The sequence below is a fragment of the Marinobacter sp. es.048 genome, from assembly GCF_900188435.1.
Lineage (GTDB): Bacteria > Pseudomonadota > Gammaproteobacteria > Pseudomonadales > Oleiphilaceae > Marinobacter.
On the sequence record NZ_FYFA01000001.1, the window covers coordinates 1,073,348 to 1,088,571 of the forward strand.

At 57.9% G+C, this 15,224-nt stretch carries 18 protein-coding genes and 1 other RNA gene; 8 read left to right on the forward strand and 11 right to left on the reverse strand.

Translation table 11 applies throughout. The features are described from left to right. Positions 1 to 117 precede the first annotated feature (117 nt). Positions 118 to 1,731 carry a diguanylate cyclase gene (locus CFT65_RS04895; protein WP_088826877.1) on the reverse strand — a complete coding sequence of 538 codons (1,614 nt, stop codon included), beginning with the start codon at positions 1,729 to 1,731 and terminating at the stop codon, positions 118 to 120. 198 nt (positions 1,732 to 1,929) lie between these two features. Here CFT65_RS04895 and CFT65_RS04900 point away from each other — a divergent pair, with 198 nt between their 5' ends. From CFT65_RS04900 to CFT65_RS04910, 3 genes are all read left to right on the forward strand, one after another. After that, the gene (locus CFT65_RS04900; protein ID WP_088826878.1) at positions 1,930 to 2,124 is read left to right on the forward strand and encodes a hypothetical protein; all 195 of its coding nucleotides are present in this window, start codon (positions 1,930 to 1,932) and stop codon (positions 2,122 to 2,124) included. Next, a complete protein-coding gene (locus CFT65_RS04905; RefSeq protein WP_416376639.1) occupies positions 2,072 to 2,533 on the forward strand; it encodes an EAL domain-containing protein in 462 nt (153 codons plus the stop codon). The genes CFT65_RS04900 and CFT65_RS04905 overlap by 53 nt, the downstream gene beginning before the upstream one ends. A gap of 82 nt (positions 2,534 to 2,615) precedes the next feature. Continuing rightward, on the forward strand, positions 2,616 to 3,668 hold the full coding sequence (locus tag CFT65_RS04910) for a DUF2333 family protein (protein WP_088826879.1): 1,053 nt from the start codon (positions 2,616 to 2,618) through the stop codon (positions 3,666 to 3,668). Positions 3,669 to 3,750: 82 nt separating this feature from the next. Here the strand turns inward: CFT65_RS04910 and ppa are convergent, their stop codons facing one another. The 3 genes from ppa to rpiA all read right to left on the reverse strand — a co-directional run bounded on the left by ppa (position 3,751) and on the right by rpiA (position 6,365). After that, positions 3,751 to 4,278 (reverse strand): inorganic diphosphatase, encoded by a 528-nt coding sequence (gene ppa, locus CFT65_RS04915; protein WP_008170949.1) that lies wholly within the window; start codon positions 4,276 to 4,278, stop codon positions 3,751 to 3,753. 120 nt (positions 4,279 to 4,398) lie between these two features. Further along, positions 4,399 to 5,538 carry an acyl-CoA dehydrogenase family protein gene (locus CFT65_RS04920; protein WP_088826880.1) on the reverse strand — a complete coding sequence of 380 codons (1,140 nt, stop codon included), beginning with the start codon at positions 5,536 to 5,538 and terminating at the stop codon, positions 4,399 to 4,401. A gap of 146 nt (positions 5,539 to 5,684) precedes the next feature. Beyond that, positions 5,685 to 6,365, reverse strand: a complete 681-nt coding sequence (rpiA, locus tag CFT65_RS04925; RefSeq protein WP_088826881.1) for a ribose-5-phosphate isomerase RpiA — start codon at positions 6,363 to 6,365, stop codon at positions 5,685 to 5,687. Positions 6,366 to 6,512: 147 nt separating this feature from the next. Between rpiA and ilvA the strand changes: the two genes are divergently transcribed. Together ilvA and CFT65_RS18995 are read left to right on the forward strand one after the other, a co-directional pair. Continuing rightward, on the forward strand, positions 6,513 to 8,048 hold the full coding sequence (gene ilvA, locus CFT65_RS04930) for a threonine ammonia-lyase, biosynthetic (protein WP_088826882.1): 1,536 nt from the start codon (positions 6,513 to 6,515) through the stop codon (positions 8,046 to 8,048). Positions 8,049 to 8,317: 269 nt separating this feature from the next. After that, positions 8,318 to 8,479, forward strand: a complete 162-nt coding sequence (locus CFT65_RS18995; protein ID WP_172408422.1) for a hypothetical protein — start codon at positions 8,318 to 8,320, stop codon at positions 8,477 to 8,479. Here CFT65_RS18995 and CFT65_RS04935 read toward each other — a convergent pair. The 6 genes from CFT65_RS04935 to CFT65_RS04960 all read right to left on the reverse strand — a co-directional run bounded on the left by CFT65_RS04935 (position 8,461) and on the right by CFT65_RS04960 (position 11,938). Further along, the gene (locus tag CFT65_RS04935; RefSeq protein ID WP_088826883.1) at positions 8,461 to 9,096 is read right to left on the reverse strand and encodes a 5-formyltetrahydrofolate cyclo-ligase; all 636 of its coding nucleotides are present in this window, start codon (positions 9,094 to 9,096) and stop codon (positions 8,461 to 8,463) included. The two genes, CFT65_RS18995 and CFT65_RS04935, sit on opposite strands and share 19 nt — an antisense overlap. Before the next feature lie 4 nt (positions 9,097 to 9,100). Next, positions 9,101 to 9,282: non-coding RNA, 6S RNA (gene ssrS, locus CFT65_RS04940), on the reverse strand. Between the two features lie 62 nt (positions 9,283 to 9,344). After that, positions 9,345 to 9,641, reverse strand: coding sequence for a cell division protein ZapA (locus tag CFT65_RS04945; protein ID WP_064229897.1), 297 nt, complete (start codon positions 9,639 to 9,641; stop codon positions 9,345 to 9,347). After that, positions 9,641 to 9,847: a TIGR02449 family protein gene (locus CFT65_RS04950; protein ID WP_008170964.1), complete on the reverse strand. Its 207-nt coding sequence runs from the start codon at positions 9,845 to 9,847 to the stop codon at positions 9,641 to 9,643. The genes CFT65_RS04945 and CFT65_RS04950 overlap by 1 nt, the downstream gene beginning before the upstream one ends. 103 nt (positions 9,848 to 9,950) lie before the next feature. Continuing rightward, positions 9,951 to 11,225: an ABC transporter permease gene (locus tag CFT65_RS04955; protein ID WP_088826884.1), complete on the reverse strand. Its 1,275-nt coding sequence runs from the start codon at positions 11,223 to 11,225 to the stop codon at positions 9,951 to 9,953. Beyond that, on the reverse strand, positions 11,222 to 11,938 hold the full coding sequence (locus CFT65_RS04960; protein WP_088826885.1) for an ABC transporter ATP-binding protein: 717 nt from the start codon (positions 11,936 to 11,938) through the stop codon (positions 11,222 to 11,224). Before CFT65_RS04960 ends, CFT65_RS04955 begins: the two co-directional genes overlap by 4 nt. 67 nt (positions 11,939 to 12,005) lie before the next feature. Here CFT65_RS04960 and CFT65_RS04965 point away from each other — a divergent pair, with 67 nt between their 5' ends. Next, positions 12,006 to 12,527 carry a DUF3299 domain-containing protein gene (locus CFT65_RS04965; RefSeq protein WP_088826886.1) on the forward strand — a complete coding sequence of 174 codons (522 nt, stop codon included), beginning with the start codon at positions 12,006 to 12,008 and terminating at the stop codon, positions 12,525 to 12,527. A 25-nt stretch (positions 12,528 to 12,552) separates the two neighbouring features. On the opposite strand, the gene CFT65_RS04970 is transcribed toward CFT65_RS04965, so the two are convergent. Further along, complete coding sequence (locus tag CFT65_RS04970) at positions 12,553 to 13,137, reverse strand: ZrgA family zinc uptake protein (protein WP_088826887.1); 585 nt, start codon at positions 13,135 to 13,137, stop codon at positions 12,553 to 12,555. A gap of 137 nt (positions 13,138 to 13,274) precedes the next feature. Here CFT65_RS04970 and CFT65_RS04975 point away from each other — a divergent pair, with 137 nt between their 5' ends. Further along, complete coding sequence (locus tag CFT65_RS04975) at positions 13,275 to 13,874, forward strand: UPF0149 family protein (RefSeq protein WP_088826888.1); 600 nt, start codon at positions 13,275 to 13,277, stop codon at positions 13,872 to 13,874. 26 nt (positions 13,875 to 13,900) lie between these two features. Further along, the gene (gene pepP / locus CFT65_RS04980) at positions 13,901 to 15,220 is read left to right on the forward strand and encodes a Xaa-Pro aminopeptidase (protein WP_088826889.1); all 1,320 of its coding nucleotides are present in this window, start codon (positions 13,901 to 13,903) and stop codon (positions 15,218 to 15,220) included. The last annotated feature ends 4 nt before the right edge of the window (positions 15,221 to 15,224 follow it).

Sequence of the window (15,224 nt, forward strand, 5' to 3'; positions counted from 1 at the left end):
AACTTCTATACGACGTTGGTTTCATAAAAGGTAGCAGCCGGGCAGCGCCTGGGCCACGCCCGACCGAAATTTGTCTGGAGAGTTCTGGGGAGAGATTGGTGTCGGCGCGGCCCGAATTCAGGAATCGGCCAGCGTCACACAGTTGCGGCCAAGTTCCTTCGAGGTATAGAGCGCACGGTCCGCCCGCTCGCACAATGCCTGGGAGTTGTCGTCATCCCACGCTGCGATACCGCAGCTGAAAGTGACATTGAACTCCCGGTCGCCGGCCGGCTGTTGCAGCTCGGAGAACCGCTCGCGGATTTCGTTAAGCACGTTGCGGGCATCGCTGGGGCGAGTGTTGGGCAGGATGATGGCGAATTCCTCTCCGCCATATCGGCCAATGTGATCGGTCTTGCGCAGGCGTTGTTTGAGGAACATCGACAGGCTTCTCAGTACCCGGTCGCCGATCGGATGGCCAAAGGTGTCGTTCACTTTCTTGAAATAGTCGATGTCGATCATCGCGAAGCACAGCGGTTGGTCTTTCTGGCGCGCCCGCACAATTTCCTGGTCCAGCAGGTGAAGGGTATGGGTGTGGTTGAACAGACCAGTCAGGCTGTCACGGATCATCAGCGCCAGCAGCGATCGGGCACGGCGCCCACGATTGTGGATCGTGGCTATCAGGTGCTTCGGGTCGATTGGTTTGGTCAGGAAATCGTCGCCCCCGAGGCTCATGGCATGGAGTTGTTTGCTGACGTCTTCTTCAGCAGACAGGTAGATAATGGGCACGCTGTGGAAGCGGTCCTGCTGGCGGATGACGCGGGCGATTTCCATGCCGGTGCAGCCCGGCATATACATGTCCAGGATGATGATCTCCGGAGAGAATTCCTCCAGGGCGTGGATGATCTGCATCGGATCGGTGATGATGTGGGCGGTCATGCCGGCTTTCTTCAACACCGTTTCCATGTACTTGGCCTGGGCCCGGGAGTCATCCAGAACCAGAACCTTGTAGGGCTCCACGGTGCTGCCGTGGGTGTAGGTCTCGATTTTTTCGATCAGCTGCCCGGGATCGACGGCAGGATAGAAGAACTCTTCCCCGCCGCAGCGGGAAGCCTGCAGACGAGTCTCGATGGAGCCATCTTCGTCACTCATGAAGATAATGGGGATGGGCGTGTCGTGCCGTTCCTGCAGGCGTTCGATGGTAGTAATGCCGCCATTGGGCGAGCCGCCAAAATTGACGTCTACCAGGATGGTTTCCGGCTTGTGCAGTGCGCAGGCTTCGGTCAGTTCATCGGCATTGGCAAAGGCCGATGCCCGGAAGCCGAAGAATTCCAGCTGGCGGATCAGGCGGGCTGCCATTTCCTGGTTGGCCAGGGCAATGTAGACCGGGGTGCGACGGAACTGGTGGGGCGACTCGGAACTGTTGAGGTCGGTCCTGCGCAGCGTGCTCTGGGACAGAGTCTCGATGGCATCCTGTAGCTGTCTCTCGAGGCTCTCGTTCAGGGCCGATCCTGGTTCCCACTGGTTGATCAGCTCCAGGGTGGTCTGCCCGGCCTTGGCGTGACTGTCCATTTCAAACCGCTGGGCATAGCGCACCAGCTTGTCCGCAGCCGCGGCAAACTCGTTGCGGTGGGCGGCGGCCTTGTCCCGGTCTTCGTGAATTTTCTGCCAGGTGTCCAGGACAATCCGGGCCTGTGTTGTTACACGTCGGGCGAAATGCTGCCTGAGTTTTTCTTTCTGGCTTTCGTCGTTCATGTTGCTCGGGCCTGTCTCTTTTTCGTTATTGGTCGTCCTTCCCCGGTGCGGACGATTTTTCAACCTTAGTCGTTTTGCAGAGTCTATAGTGTTTAATGTTGTCGGCGTAGGTTGCGCTATGTAAATGTTTGTCAACTCTGCGGTGCAGGTCACAATCACCTGGCCGGCTGGCTCACAGCCAATCCGGAGAAGCTCCCCATGGCACGGAAGCAAATCCCCATAAAGCGCGAGCAGCAGTGCGTGGTTACCCTTCGAACGATGCTTCTGGTGTTGACTGGAAGTCTATTGGTAACTCTGTCGGTCGCGGTTTTCATTACCAGCTACGGGTATTTCCGGAACTATGTCTTGGATCAGTTGGCCGGTCATGCCCGTGACGGGCTGCCATCTGGCTGACCCCGAGAAGGGTGGTCATCACAATCTGAAAGCCTGGCGGGTGATCATCAGTCAGGCGATCCGCCAGCGGACGCTGTCGCTCTGGCTCCAGCCCATGGTCAACGAAGGCCGGCTCATGCCCGTCTATCATCAGGTGTTCTCCCGTATTGATTCCGCCGAAGGGGCTTTGAAGGCAGGCACCTTTCTGCCAATGGCCGAGCGCTTCGGGGTTGGAGGTGTGCCATTCAGTTACCTGAGAAATCTGAGGTTTCAGGGTCTGCGTATCGATAATAGCTTCATTCACGATGTCGATACCCATGAAGATAACCGCTCCTGTATAGAGCCCGTTGTGGCAATCGCACATAGCCGCGGCTTGAAAGTGTTCGCCACAGGAGTGGAAACTGCCGCGGAATACTCTGTACTCTGTTAACTGGGTATCGACGGAGCCATGGGTTACCATCTTGGCCAGCCGTTTGCCGCTGACAACCAACAGACAGGGGATTAAAAGTCATATGCCAGGCAAAATCAGACAGTACTTCAGGGACAAGAAAGACGATGTTCAGGATTATGCCGGTGGCAGTGGCGTTATTGGCAAACTGATTCTGGCGTTGGTTGTGGTCTACCTGCTCGTGGCGCTGGTGCTCGGCATGATCTGGAGCAGCGAGCCGGACACCTTCTCGGTGCGGGAGCACACGAGGTCAGTGGCCAACACCATGGAAAGGGAGCCCATTACCGGCTTTGCCACCACGGTCACCATGATCCGCATTGCAGAAACCCTGCTGGACAAGCCCGGTGGCTATATTTCCAACGACATTTTCCCGCCGGGACTGTGGCTGGATAACATGCCTAATTGGGAGTACGGCGTTCTGGTCCAGCTTCGGGACCTTTCGCGCGCCATGCGCAAAGACATCAGTCGCTCGCAGAGCCAGTCCGCGGAAGATCGGGATCTGACGATTGCCGAGCCCCAGTTCCATTTCGACAGCGAGAGCTGGGCAATCCCGTCTACAGAGGCTGAGTACCGTCGGGGTATCACCGCTCTGAAACGTTACCTTGACCGCCTGTCGAGCCCGGAACAGGCCGACGCCCAGTTTTTCGCCCGAGCGGATAACCTGAGCAACTGGCTGGCGGACCTGGAGACTCGCCTGGGGAGTCTGTCCCGTACGCTTGGTGAGAGTGTTGGCAAAGCATCGGTGTCAGACTCGGTGATCACCATGAACTCCGGTGATCCTCTTGCTGAGGAAGCGACTGGAGAAGATGTGAAGACACCCTGGACCAAAATTGATGACGTTTTCTATGAGGCCCGCGGCAGCTCCTGGGCGCTTCTGCACATCTTCCGGGCAATTGAAGTGGATTTCCGGAAAGTGCTGCAGGACAAGAACGCCATGGCCAGCGTGCGGCAGGTGATCATCGAGCTTGAGGGTGCTCAGGGCGAAATGTGGAGCCCGGTGATTCTCAATGGCAGCGGCTTTGGCGTACTGGCCAACCACTCGCTGACCATGGCCGCCTACCTTTCCCGCGCCAACTCGGCGATCAGTGACATGCGGGACCTGCTGTCCCGGGGCTGATTACAGAAGAGTTTGATCCAGAAACAAAAAACCGGGCGCGAAGCCCGGTTTTTTTATGCCATCAAGCCAAGAAGAGCCCGTCTCAGCCTTTGTAGGCGTTCACGGAATCCACGATGGCTTTCCTGGCGGCGTCGGCGTTGTCCCAGCCTTGCACCTTCACCCACTTGCCGGGCTCGAGAGTCTTGTAGTTCTCGAAGAAATGCTTGATCTGGTCGCGCAGCAGCTCGGGCAGATCGTCAATTTCCTTAACGTCGTGGTATGTGGTGGTCAGCTTGTCATGGGGAACTGCAACCAGCTTGGCGTCGCCACCGGCTTCGTCTTCCATGTTCAGGACACCCACCGGGCGGCAGCGAATCACGGAACCGGCCTGGATCGGGTAGGGGGTCACAACCAGTACGTCCAGGGGGTCACCGTCGTCGGCCAGGGTGTGCGGGATGAAACCGTAGTTGGCCGGGTAGAACATGGGGGTCGCCATGAAGCGGTCTACCAGCAGGGCGCCCATGTCTTTGTCCAGTTCGTACTTCACCGGGGAGCTGTTGGCCGGGATTTCGATAGCAACGTAGATGTCTTCAGGCGGGTTCTTGCCCGCGGGGATGTTGTCGAATTGCATGTGCGATCCTTCCTGGTACGTTAAAGGTACGTTTAACTGCGGTTAAAAAGTGGGCGCAATTATACGGGAGTATCCTGCAGTTCGAAACTAAACCTTGGTCGTTGGCTTGGTTGCATGCGGCTACAGTTTTATCTGCTTGGCAATGAGCTCCTTCATGATTTCGGTGGTGCCTCCGCCGATGGAGAGAATCTTGGCGTCACGATAGAGGCGCTCGACGACGGTTTCCCGCATATACCCCATCCCACCGAACAGCTGCACCGCTTCCCGGGTGACCTTTTCGCAGACATCCACCGAGAAATTCTTGGCCATGGCAACTTCTTTTATGGGGTTCTTGCCCGCCTGCATCAGGGCGGCGCATCGGTAGGTGTATTCCCGGGCCACGTCGATCTGGGTCGCCATATCCACAAGCTTGTGGCGGGTCACCTGGAAGCCGGTGATGTTACGGCCGAAAGCCGTGCGTTGGCGGGTGTATTCCAGCGCCGCTTCGTAGGCCAGTTGGGCGGTCATGTAGGCCATGATGGCAAGGCTCAGGCGTTCGAACAGGAAATTGCTCATGATGGCAATGAAGCCGGCGTTTTCGGCGCCGATCAGGCGGTCGGCCGGGACACGGCAATCCTCGAAAAACAGCTCGGCGGTATCGCTGGCCCACCAGCCCATTTTTCGCAGCTTCTTGCCGGTGGAGAATCCGGGCATGTCCCGGTCAATCAGCAGCAGGCTGATACCACCATGGCCCTCGCCGCCGGTACGCACGGCCACGGTATAGTGGTCGGCGCGCATGCCGCTGGTGATGAAGGTTTTGCTGCCGTTTACAATGTAATGGTCGCCATCGCGGACTGCCCGGGTTTTGAGGTTGGCGACATCGGAACCTCCGCCGGGTTCGGTCACTGCCAGGGCGGCAATCTTTTCGCCCCGCAGTACCGGCGGCACGATCTGTTCACGGATGTCCTTCTTTGCCCATCTGGCGACTGGCGGCAGCCCGATATCCAGAGACCCGAGGCCAGCGACGAGGCCGCCTGATGTGGAGCGCATAAGCTCTTCGGAAACGGCTACTTTCAGGAAAATGTCGTCTTCTCCGATGCCCCCTAGTGCTTCCGGAAAGCCAATGCCCAACAAACCTGCATCCCCGGCTTTTTTGTATAGATCCCGGGGAAATTCGCCCGCTTCTTCCCAGTCGTCGATGTGCGGCAGCACGTGTGTTTCGATGAATTTGCGGGCGGTCGTGCGGACCTGCTGGTGGGTTTCGTTGAAGTAATCGGACACAGTGCCCCTCCCTCTGATCGGAATCAATGCAGAGCAGTGTCGCTCAAATACTGCTACCAAGCAAGCGCTTGGTTGATGATGCGCCAGGCAATAAAAAAGCTGGCCCGAAAGGTCAGCTTCGACAGTCGAGGGCTGACAGGGAGCGGTCAGGCGCCTTCGCTCGAGATGCTCTTCACGCCGTCTTTGGTTCCGAGCAGCAGAAGATCCGCGCGGCGGCGTGCGAACAGGCCGTTGGTGACCACGCCCACGATGTTGTTGAGCTGCTCTTCTATCCGGATCGGTTGGGAGATATCCATGTTGTGGACGTCGATAATGATATTGCCGTTGTCGGTAACAACCCCTTCGCGGTAAACCGGGTCGCCCCCCAGTTTCACGATTTCCCGACCAACATGGCTCCGGGCCATGGGGATGACCTCCACCGGCAGCGGGAAGTTGCCAAGAATGCCGACCATCTTGGAATCATCGGCAATGCAAACAAAGGTCTTGGCGACTGCGGCCACGATCTTTTCCCGGGTCAGTGCAGCGCCGCCACCCTTGATCAATTCCAGGCGCTCATTGGTTTCATCGGCGCCATCCACGTAGAACTCAAGCTCACCTGCGCTGTTGAGGTCGTACACCGGAATGCCGTGGCTTTTCAGGCGCTCGGCGGTGGCTTCGGAGCTGGCAACGGCGCCGTCGAATTCGGTTTTCAGTTCCGCGAGCATGTCGATGAAGAAATTAGCCGTGCTGCCGGTACCGACACCGATTACGCTCTCGCTATCGAGACGGGGGGCGATGTAGTCAATGGCGGCTTTGGCGACGGCTTTTTTCAGTTCGTCCTGGGTCATCTCGGGCTCCGGCTGCAAATCAGGTTGGCTTTGTGGAGATTATAACGCCTAAGCGCCCTCTGCTTATAGACGGCTGCCGTGCAAACTTTCTACACTGTGGGTTTTTCTCAGCCAGCCATCACTCACCAACCAAAAGCCGGAACTGCTATGCCGCAACGCTACATCAAGAAGATTCTCGATGCGCGCGTCTATGACGTGGCCATCGAAACACCCCTGACTGAAGCCCGTAGTCTGTCCAAGCGCTTTGGCAACAATATTCTGCTCAAGCGTGAAGACCTTCAGCCGGTGTTTTCCTTCAAGATTCGCGGAGCCTATAACCGGATTGCGCAGCTTTCCGAGGAGCAGAAGGCCAAGGGAGTGATCTGTGCCTCCGCCGGCAATCATGCCCAGGGTGTGGCGCTGGCTGCCAAGAATCTCGGGATCAAGGCGGTGATTGTGATGCCGCAGACCACGCCGGAGATCAAAGTGCGTTCGGTGCGGGATCACGGTGCGAAGGTGGTTCTCAAAGGCGATGCCTTCGATGAGGCAGCTGCCCACGCTCAGGAGTTGATCGCAAAGCACGGCTACACCTACATTCCGCCGTACGATGATCCCGATGTGATCGCCGGCCAGGGCACGGTGGCCATGGAAATCATGTGGCAATTCAGCAAGCCGATCCACGCCATCTTTATCTGTGTTGGTGGCGGCGGGCTGATTGCCGGCATGGCCGCTTACATCAAGTATCTGCGCCCGGAAATCAAGGTGATTGGCGTGGAGCCAGAGGACTCTAACTGCCTGCAGGCTGCCATGAAAGCAGGCAAGCGGGTGGTGCTGGACGAAGTGGGCATCTTCGCCGATGGCGTGGCGGTAAAGCAGATCGGCAAGTACCCCTGGGAAATCTGCAAGGACCACGTGGACGAGGTGATCACCGTATCCACCGACGAAATCTGCGCGGCCATCAAGGATGTGTTCGAGGATACCCGCTCCATTGCCGAGCCGGCCGGTGCCCTGGGTGTGGCGGGTATCAAGAAATACATCGAGCGTGAGAAAGTCGAGGGCGAGAACCTGATTGCCACCCTGAGCGGTGCCAACATGAACTTCGACCGCCTGCGCTACATCTCCGAACGCACGGAAGTGGGCGAGAAACGCGAGGCGATCCTGGCAGTGACCATTCCGGAGAAACCGGGCGCCTTCAAGACCTTCATCAACGCCCTGCACAAGCGCAGCATCACCGAGTTCAACTACCGCTACGCCGATGCCACCAATGCCACGATTTTCGTGGGCATTCAGATTGCCGCTGGCGGCCATGGCCGCGAAGATCTGGTTCAGGAGCTGCGGGAGAGCGGATACTCGGTGGTGGACCTGACCGACAGTGATCTGGCCAAGCAGCACATTCGCCACATGGTGGGCGGTCACGCACCGACCATCACCAACGAGAAAGTTTTCCAGTTCGAGTTTCCGGAACGCCCTGGGGCGCTGCTCAAGTTCCTGATGTCTCTCGGTACCCGCTGGAACATCTCCATGTTCCATTACCGGAACCATGGTGCGGCCTACAGCCGTGTTCTTCTGGGGGCGCAGGTAGAAGACGACGAAGTGCAGGATTTCGAGAAAATGCTGGACAAAGTCGGCTTCCGCTACGAAAACATGACGGATAACGAGGCTTATCAGCTGTTTCTTGGGCAGGGAAATGCACGCTCGAGCTAACGTGGAGTAGGTCAGGGTCTGGTAGAGCTTTCCAAAACTGTGCGGAGCCATGGATGGCGGAGCCAAGCGTACAGGGAAGTATCTACAGCGTGTTTTGGAAAGCTCTACCAGGCCTTGGCCGGTCGCCGAACACAAAGCTTACCTAATTTTAATCTGTCAAAAATTGTAAAAGTGCAGATAGGTGTTAGTCTTTTTTCTGATTCTCGAAGTCAAGAATAGCTCACTGATTTCCCGACAATTTCAAAACTGCATCTTGAGGAACTGAAGCCATGGGCGGAAAGCCTGACATCATCAAAGCCATTGTGCTGATTTTTGCCGTCGGCCTTGTGATTACTGGTTTCACATCCATCCACACCTCCGAAGATAAAGACGCACGAGCGGCCAATCTGGTTGGCTTCGTTCAGGTCATGAATCAGCCGCTGAACCGGTAACGTCGCTTATCGGTCACTACGCTGTGAAGGGGCACGTCCCAGGGCTCTATTGGCAGCTTCTTAACCTTCTGGAAATCGTGGGCCAGGCCAATCAGCTTCGGCGCCAGCCTTGGCCGTATCCGGCTGAAGGCAAACGTCCTGTCATAAAAGCCTCCGCCCATCCCCAATCTTCCGCCCTGTTCGTCAAAACCCACTAATGGAAACAGCACGGCATCCAGTGCCCAAGCAGGGCGTCGCAGGCCTTTGCTGAAGGCTGGCTCGGGGATGCCAAACCGGTTGGCCGTGAGCTCTACGCCGTCGTAGTAGGGGCTGAAAACCAGCCTGCCTTCATGAATCGGATGCAGTACCGGCAGATAAAAGCGGATGCCTTTGCGACTGGCGATGTCCAGAAAGAGGTGGGGATCAATTTCGCCGTCGTTGGGCAGGTAGATGGCAATGTGCCGGGCGCGGTGGAGGTCTGGATTCTTCAGGAGATTGAGAGCGAGGTACTCGGAGGCCTGTTGTTGTTGCTCGAAACTCAGCGCACGACGGTGCTTTCGCAGGCGTTTGCGAAGTTCACTGCGTGAGAGGGTATCAGGATGGGACTGGAAAGGTTGAGGCTCGATAAACTGGCTCAAAATAAAGCTTCCCGGGCTGCCGTTATCGGATGTGGCCCTTGAACCCAAAGTTCAAGGTCGGTGGCCGCTGTGACATATTAGGCTTTCCCCTGTCGGGGACGTGCTCACAATGCCCTGAAGTAGCCACCTGGGTAGTGCGCATCGGCTCGAGGACGTATCCGACTATCCCGAACAGCCCAGGAAGTTATCTTCATTATACGGGCAGTGTCGGGGCCGATTGCAACACCTGTCTCAGATTCTCTGCGGAATTATCGGCCGGAGCCATCGCCCAGGGCGCCGTCCAGTTTGTTGTCCATGGCACGCAGCAGAGTGCTGGTGGCATCTGACATGGTGTCGCGCTCGAGCAGTTCGTGGGTGATGTTCAGGGCTGCCATAACGGCAATGCGTTCGGTGCCGAAAACTTTGCCACTGGCGCGGATTTCGCGCATTTTGCTGTCCAGGTGCCGGGCGGCCCGCAGCAGCGCTTCCTGCTCTTCTTCGGGACAGGCGACCAGGTATTCCTTGTCGAGGATTTTCACCTCAACCGTGGTGGATTGCTGTGCCATCAGTGATGCTCCAGGGCCCGAAGGCGGCTGATCATGGCTTCGATCTTGTGCTTAGCGTGATCGTTTTTCTGCACCAGCTGGGCCCGTTCCCGGTTCCAGTCATCCTGCAGTTCCCGCAATGTGGCGTTGTCCCGCTCAAGTTTTTGACAGCGTTCAATCAGCCTGTCCAGCTTGTCCGCTAATGCCTGTACTTCGGACTGTTCCATGGCGTGCCCAGCAGTGGATTGAGGTAGTTGAGACTAACTATAAGTGTGGACGCTAAGTCGGTCAATTTACAGGCTTGTCATTGCAGTCCCTGCGTGATGCGTATCACTGATCCGCGGCCTCGCCAAAGCCCAGTCGGCGACTCTGGCGCCAGGTGCTGAAAGCCGGTATCAGCGCTACGGTAAAGGCGGCGACCGGCACCGAGGCCAGCAATGCCCATTCCTCGGAAGTCAGCGGGCGCAGTGTTATCTGCAGTCCGTAATTGGCCAGCAGCCAGGGGCTGGCCAGTGAGAGGCCAGCCATGCCAATGACCAGCGCCAGCACGCAGGCCGCCAGGGCAAGGGCGACACACTCAAGAATATACAGTGAAGCGATCAATGCCGGAGAGGCGCCGGTCGCCCGCAGTACGGCAATTTCATGGGCCCGCTGGGCCTGTAGGGTTAAAAGAACGGCAATCAGCCCGATCAGGCTGGTGATCACCACAAAGCCGGTGATGCCCAGCAGCGCCCGTTCAAACTGCCCCATAAGGCGCCAGAGTTCGCTCAGGGCAACGCCCGGGAGTATGGCCGACAGTGGCTCACCGGCAAACTGGTTGATTTCCCGCTGTATCCGGAAGGTCAGGACCTGCCGTTCGATGCCGACAAACGCGGCGGTAATGGCATCGGGCGTGAAATCACGGCCTTCCGCCTGCTCCCGTGTGAGTGTCCGGCCGGGAATGGCGACCCCGGATTCCCAGCCCACGTGCATCGCCTCCATGCCATCCAGACCAATATACACAGCCTGGTCTACCGGCGTTCCAGTAGGCGCCAGTATGCCGGTGACGGTAAAAGGCGTGTCTTCGTGGTTGGAGAAGCTGGTTCGCCCACCGCCATGGGACAGGACAATCTGTTCACCCACCTGATGCGCCAGTGACCGTGCCACGCCCGTGCCCAACACGACATCAAAGACTCCTTCAAACCAACGTCCTTCTGCCAGCTCGAGCGGCAGGTCGCGACCGTAACGGAAGTGCCGCAAAAAGTTCTCGTCGGTGGCGACGACACGGTTACCCCGGTAGCTGTCTCCCAGGGAAATCGGAATAAGCCACTTGAGGCGGGCATCGTCTTTCAGGCTCTGGTAGGTCGACCAGCGAATATTGTTGGTGGCATCGCCAATATGAAACACGGTGTACAAAAGCAGGTTTAGCTGGCCACTGCGGGCGCCGACGATCAGGTCGGTACCGCTGATGGTGCTGGTGAAGGACTGTTTGACCTCGGTGCGCAGGTACTGGATGCCCAGTAGCAGGGAAACGCTCAGGGTGAGCGTCAGGCACACCAAGGTCAGTACCTTTTTACGGTGCCAGAGGCTGGCCAGGGCCAGTGTCAAAGCAAGACGTGCTTTCATGTCTGGTTACCCCGAAGCTCCAGCCGGTTGCCGAAATGGCGCGCCAGGGTCTGGTCATGACTGACGAACAGCACCGAAGTGTTGTGCCGGTGCGCAAGATTCAGCAGGAGTTCCAGGAACCGGTCCCGGTTGTCTGCATCCAGGGCGGAGGTCGGTTCGTCTGCCAGAATCAGGCCCGGGGCGCCAATGAGTGCCCGGGCTGCCGCGATCCGCTGTTGCTGGCCAATGCTCAGTCTGTTGACTTTCCGCTGCCAGTGGTCTTCGGGTATCGACAGGGCGGCAAGTAATCTCTCAGCTTCGTCTGCGACCGTCGGTTCGGTGCGCTGTTTGCGCAGTTCGGAAAGTCCGCAGGGCAGTGTGACGTTGGCCCGGGTATTCAGGTAGGGCATCAGGTTGAACTGCTGAAAGATGACGCCCATGTGATCGGCACGGAACTGGTCCCGGGCGCCGGCACCTAGACGGTGGATGTCGGTGCCGAGTACGCGGACGGAGCCTGTGGCTGGGCGAAGCATGCCCGCCAGCAGGCTCAGCAGGGTGCTTTTTCCGCTACCACTGGGGCCGTGCAGGAACAGATGTTCACCACGTTCCAGAGTGATATCCGGAAAACTGAAGGGCTCTTGTATCGGGTTCCAGGAAAAGCCAAGCCCGCTGACTTCAATCGCGGTTTCCGTGTGCCGGGAACTGTTGCTGGCTGAGTCTGTCTTGCTGGTCATGTTGGTTGCTGTCTGCCCGGTGTATGATGGCGGTTTCTGAGTTTCAGTAACAGGAGCATGTGGTCCAATGATGTTTGCCCCCGCGCGTTTGCGCTTTGCGCTGCCCTCTATCACTGCGCTTGCCCTGGCGCTCTTGCTCCCGGCAGCCGGCCGGGCCGAAACCCGCGAAATTGACTGGCTTGAGCTGATGCCCGCCGAGGACCTGGCGCTGCTGGAGAATATGCCAGAGATTGAGCATGAGGGCGATGGCCCGCCGCTGTTGCCGGATGAGATCATGACGGGCCGGGTTGTTCCGGAGATGGGCAATGTGGAAGGGCGAATTCCCGGTTTTGTTGTCCCTCTCAAGACCACTCAGGACATGCGCATTCTGGAGTTCTTCCTGGTGCCCTACTACGGCGCCTGTATTCATGTGCCGCCACCGCCCCCGAATCAGATCATTCACGTCAAGTACAAGGAAGGTTTAACGCTTGAAGCTCTTTACGACCCAGTCTGGATCGAGGGCAAGCTGGTGATCAATCGCACCGAGAATGACATTGGCACCTCGTCCTATTCGATGGTTGCAACAAACGTCGAGCCCTACGCAGAGTAGGGCTTTAAACTCCCTTTGCGTTGCCTTATTGGCCTGTCAGGCTGAAGCTGCGTTCTGTGTGTTCAAGACGAGTCGATCCCTGACCTCCCGACCACACCCACTCGATACCAAGGTGCTCAATTTCTGGGAAGCGCTCGGTGAGCGGGGTAAGCAGTGTTTCTACCGAAGCCAGACCGGTGCAATTCAAAACCTGGGTCACTTCAAAATCTGAGTGGGTGTACCCTTCCGAATGCTCGTGCTCGTCATGCTTATGTTCGGCCTTATCATCATGCTCGTGGTGGTCATCAGAGTCGCCGCCGGCCTCGTGATAAACCTCAACACTCGCCACGGTGCAGCTGGCATCCGGCGTGTTGATCAGCGGTGTGCGTTCAAGCCATTCGGTTGTTTCCCTGACCAGCGCCTTCTGATCGTCTGTCCGGGCACGGTGCTCGAAGCCCAGCAGGTTATAGGCTGGTGAAGTGAAAATCAGGTCAATCTGGTTTCCTTCGATGGCCAGTTGCAGCTCGGCATGACCATGCTGGTGAGCGCCGGGGTTGTCGCTGGCAAACGTGGAGCCGGCAGTCAGGATGGTCGCGGCCAGGATGGCGTTGGTTACCTTTGTAGAAGTCATGGCAGTGTCTCGCGGTCTCTAATGTTACGTTATAACATATTGTTCTCTCCCCGGATAAAAATCAACAGGCAGTGCCTTGGCATCGCCTGAATGCTAAAGTAGTCCTTTAATTCATCAACACAGGATCCGCCTGTTTCATGTCAGAAACCGACACTTCCGGTGCTGCCCGCGCCGCCGAATTCGAGCGCTGGGCCAACGTTTTTACCGCTCACAAGGCATTCAGCCACCCTTCCGAGCTGCACGGCGCGCTCTGTGGTCGCCTCGCGGCCGGATCGCGTATTGAAGAGCCGCAATGGCTGGCAATGGTGTGTGAGCACATGGGGCTGGCTGAGGACGCGGCCGAGGAGTCTGACGATCTCGCTCCGTTCATGAACCGGGCCTATGAACAGACTCTGGAGCTCTTGAAATCAGCAGACATGAGTTTCCATCCTTTACTGCCTGATGACGACTACGCCATTGAGCAGCGGCTGGAGGCCCTGGTTTCCTGGGTGCGTGGTTTTCTCGAGGGTATGGCCTTATCGGCTGGCGAATCGCTTGGCCAGGCGCCCGACGAGATCCGGGAGCTGATCGAGGATATGGTGGCCATCAGTCAGCTGTCCGAAGAGGAAGAGGCCGACGACGAGAGCGAGCAGCAGTTGCTGGAAATTACCGAATACATCCGGCTGGGGGCGCTCGCCGTGTTCACTGAATTCAACGCCCCTGAACCACCGAAGTCTGATTCGCCGACCCTGCACTGAGCCGGGTCCTGATTGCAGGAGAGACTATGAACTCCATGATTCCCGTAAAGGAGTTTGCCGAGCGCCGTCGCAAGCTGATGGAGCGTATGGCGCCAGACAGCATAGCGATTATTCCGGCCGCCCCGGAGCGCGTTCGTAATCGGGATGTGCTGCATCCGTTCCGCCAGGACAGCGATTTTCATTACCTGTCCGGTTTTGGTGAGCCGGAGGCCGTGCTGGCACTGATTCCGGGCCGTGAACACGGGGAATCGGTACTGTTCTGCAAGGAGCGCAATCCGCAGAAGGAGCTCTGGGACGGTTTCCTGGTTGGCCCGGAAGGGGCCATCGAACGTTATGGCCTGGACGACGCGTTTCCAATCGCAGACATCGACGACATCCTGCCGGGCATGATCGAGGGTCGGAGTCGGGTCTATTACCCCCTCGGCAAGGACGATCATTTTGACGCGCGGGTCATGGACTGGGTGAAGATGATTCGCAGCAAGGTTCGTAGTGGCGCTCATCCGCCCGGCGAATTCGTGGCCCTGGAGCACCTGCTTCATGACCTACGGCTTTACAAGAGCGCCAATGAGATCAAGATCATGGCCAAGGCCGGCCAAATCAGTGCCGAGGCCCACTGCCGGGCCATGAAACGGGCCCCCAAGGGCGGCTTCGAATACAACCTTGAGGCCGAGCTTATCCACACCTTCATGGAGCATGGCGCCCGGTCAACGGCTTACCCCTCAATCGTGGGCGGGGGCGCCAATGGTTGCATCCTGCATTACATCGAAAACAGTGCGCCCCTGAAGGACGGCGATCTGGTGCTGATTGATGCCGGCTGTGAATACCAGTGCTACGCCTCCGACATTACCCGGACCTTCCCGGTCAGCGGAAAGTTCAGCAGTGAGCAGCGGGCCCTGTATGAGGTTGTGCTGGCGGCCCAGTATCAGGCTATTGAGGCAGTTTCGCCGGACAATCACTGGAACCGGCCTCACGAGGCGGCGCTGGAAGTGCTGACCCAGGGCCTGATTGATCTGGGGCTGTTGTCCGGCACGCTGGAAGACGCCATCGCCAACGAAGCTTACAAGCCTTTCTTCATGCATCGCACCGGCCATTGGCTGGGGCTGGATGTACACGATGTGGGCGATTACAAGGTCGGTGATGCCTGGCGCCAGCTGGAACCCGGAATGGCCCTGACCGTTGAGCCAGGTCTTTACATTGCGCCGGATAACACCGATGTGGATGAGAAATGGCGCGGCATCGGTATACGCATCGAAGACGATGTGGTGGTGACCAAAGACGGCTGCCGGGTCCTGACCGAAGCGGTGCCGAAAACCATTGCCGAAATTGAAGCCCTGATGGCGGACTGACAGC

Coding starts and splice junctions, on each gene's coding strand:
- CFT65_RS04895 (WP_088826877.1), bottom strand. CDS start 1,731: ATGAACGACGAAAGCCAGAAAGAAAAACTCAGGCAGCATTTCGCCCGA.
- CFT65_RS04900 (WP_088826878.1), top strand. CDS start 1,930: ATGGCACGGAAGCAAATCCCCATAAAGCGCGAGCAGCAGTGCGTGGTT.
- CFT65_RS04905 (WP_416376639.1), top strand. CDS start 2,072: ATGTCTTGGATCAGTTGGCCGGTCATGCCCGTGACGGGCTGCCATCTG.
- CFT65_RS04910 (WP_088826879.1), top strand. CDS start 2,616: ATGCCAGGCAAAATCAGACAGTACTTCAGGGACAAGAAAGACGATGTT.
- ppa (WP_008170949.1), bottom strand. CDS start 4,278: ATGCAATTCGACAACATCCCCGCGGGCAAGAACCCGCCTGAAGACATC.
- rpiA (WP_088826881.1), bottom strand. CDS start 6,365: ATGACCCAGGACGAACTGAAAAAAGCCGTCGCCAAAGCCGCCATTGAC.
- ilvA (WP_088826882.1), top strand. CDS start 6,513: ATGCCGCAACGCTACATCAAGAAGATTCTCGATGCGCGCGTCTATGAC.
- CFT65_RS18995 (WP_172408422.1), top strand. CDS start 8,318: ATGGGCGGAAAGCCTGACATCATCAAAGCCATTGTGCTGATTTTTGCC.
- CFT65_RS04945 (WP_064229897.1), bottom strand. CDS start 9,641: ATGGCACAGCAATCCACCACGGTTGAGGTGAAAATCCTCGACAAGGAA.
- CFT65_RS04950 (WP_008170964.1), bottom strand. CDS start 9,847: ATGGAACAGTCCGAAGTACAGGCATTAGCGGACAAGCTGGACAGGCTG.
- CFT65_RS04955 (WP_088826884.1), bottom strand. CDS start 11,225: ATGAAAGCACGTCTTGCTTTGACACTGGCCCTGGCCAGCCTCTGGCAC.
- CFT65_RS04960 (WP_088826885.1), bottom strand. CDS start 11,938: ATGACCAGCAAGACAGACTCAGCCAGCAACAGTTCCCGGCACACGGAA.
- CFT65_RS04965 (WP_088826886.1), top strand. CDS start 12,006: ATGATGTTTGCCCCCGCGCGTTTGCGCTTTGCGCTGCCCTCTATCACT.
- CFT65_RS04970 (WP_088826887.1), bottom strand. CDS start 13,137: ATGACTTCTACAAAGGTAACCAACGCCATCCTGGCCGCGACCATCCTG.
- CFT65_RS04975 (WP_088826888.1), top strand. CDS start 13,275: ATGTCAGAAACCGACACTTCCGGTGCTGCCCGCGCCGCCGAATTCGAG.
- pepP (WP_088826889.1), top strand. CDS start 13,901: ATGAACTCCATGATTCCCGTAAAGGAGTTTGCCGAGCGCCGTCGCAAG.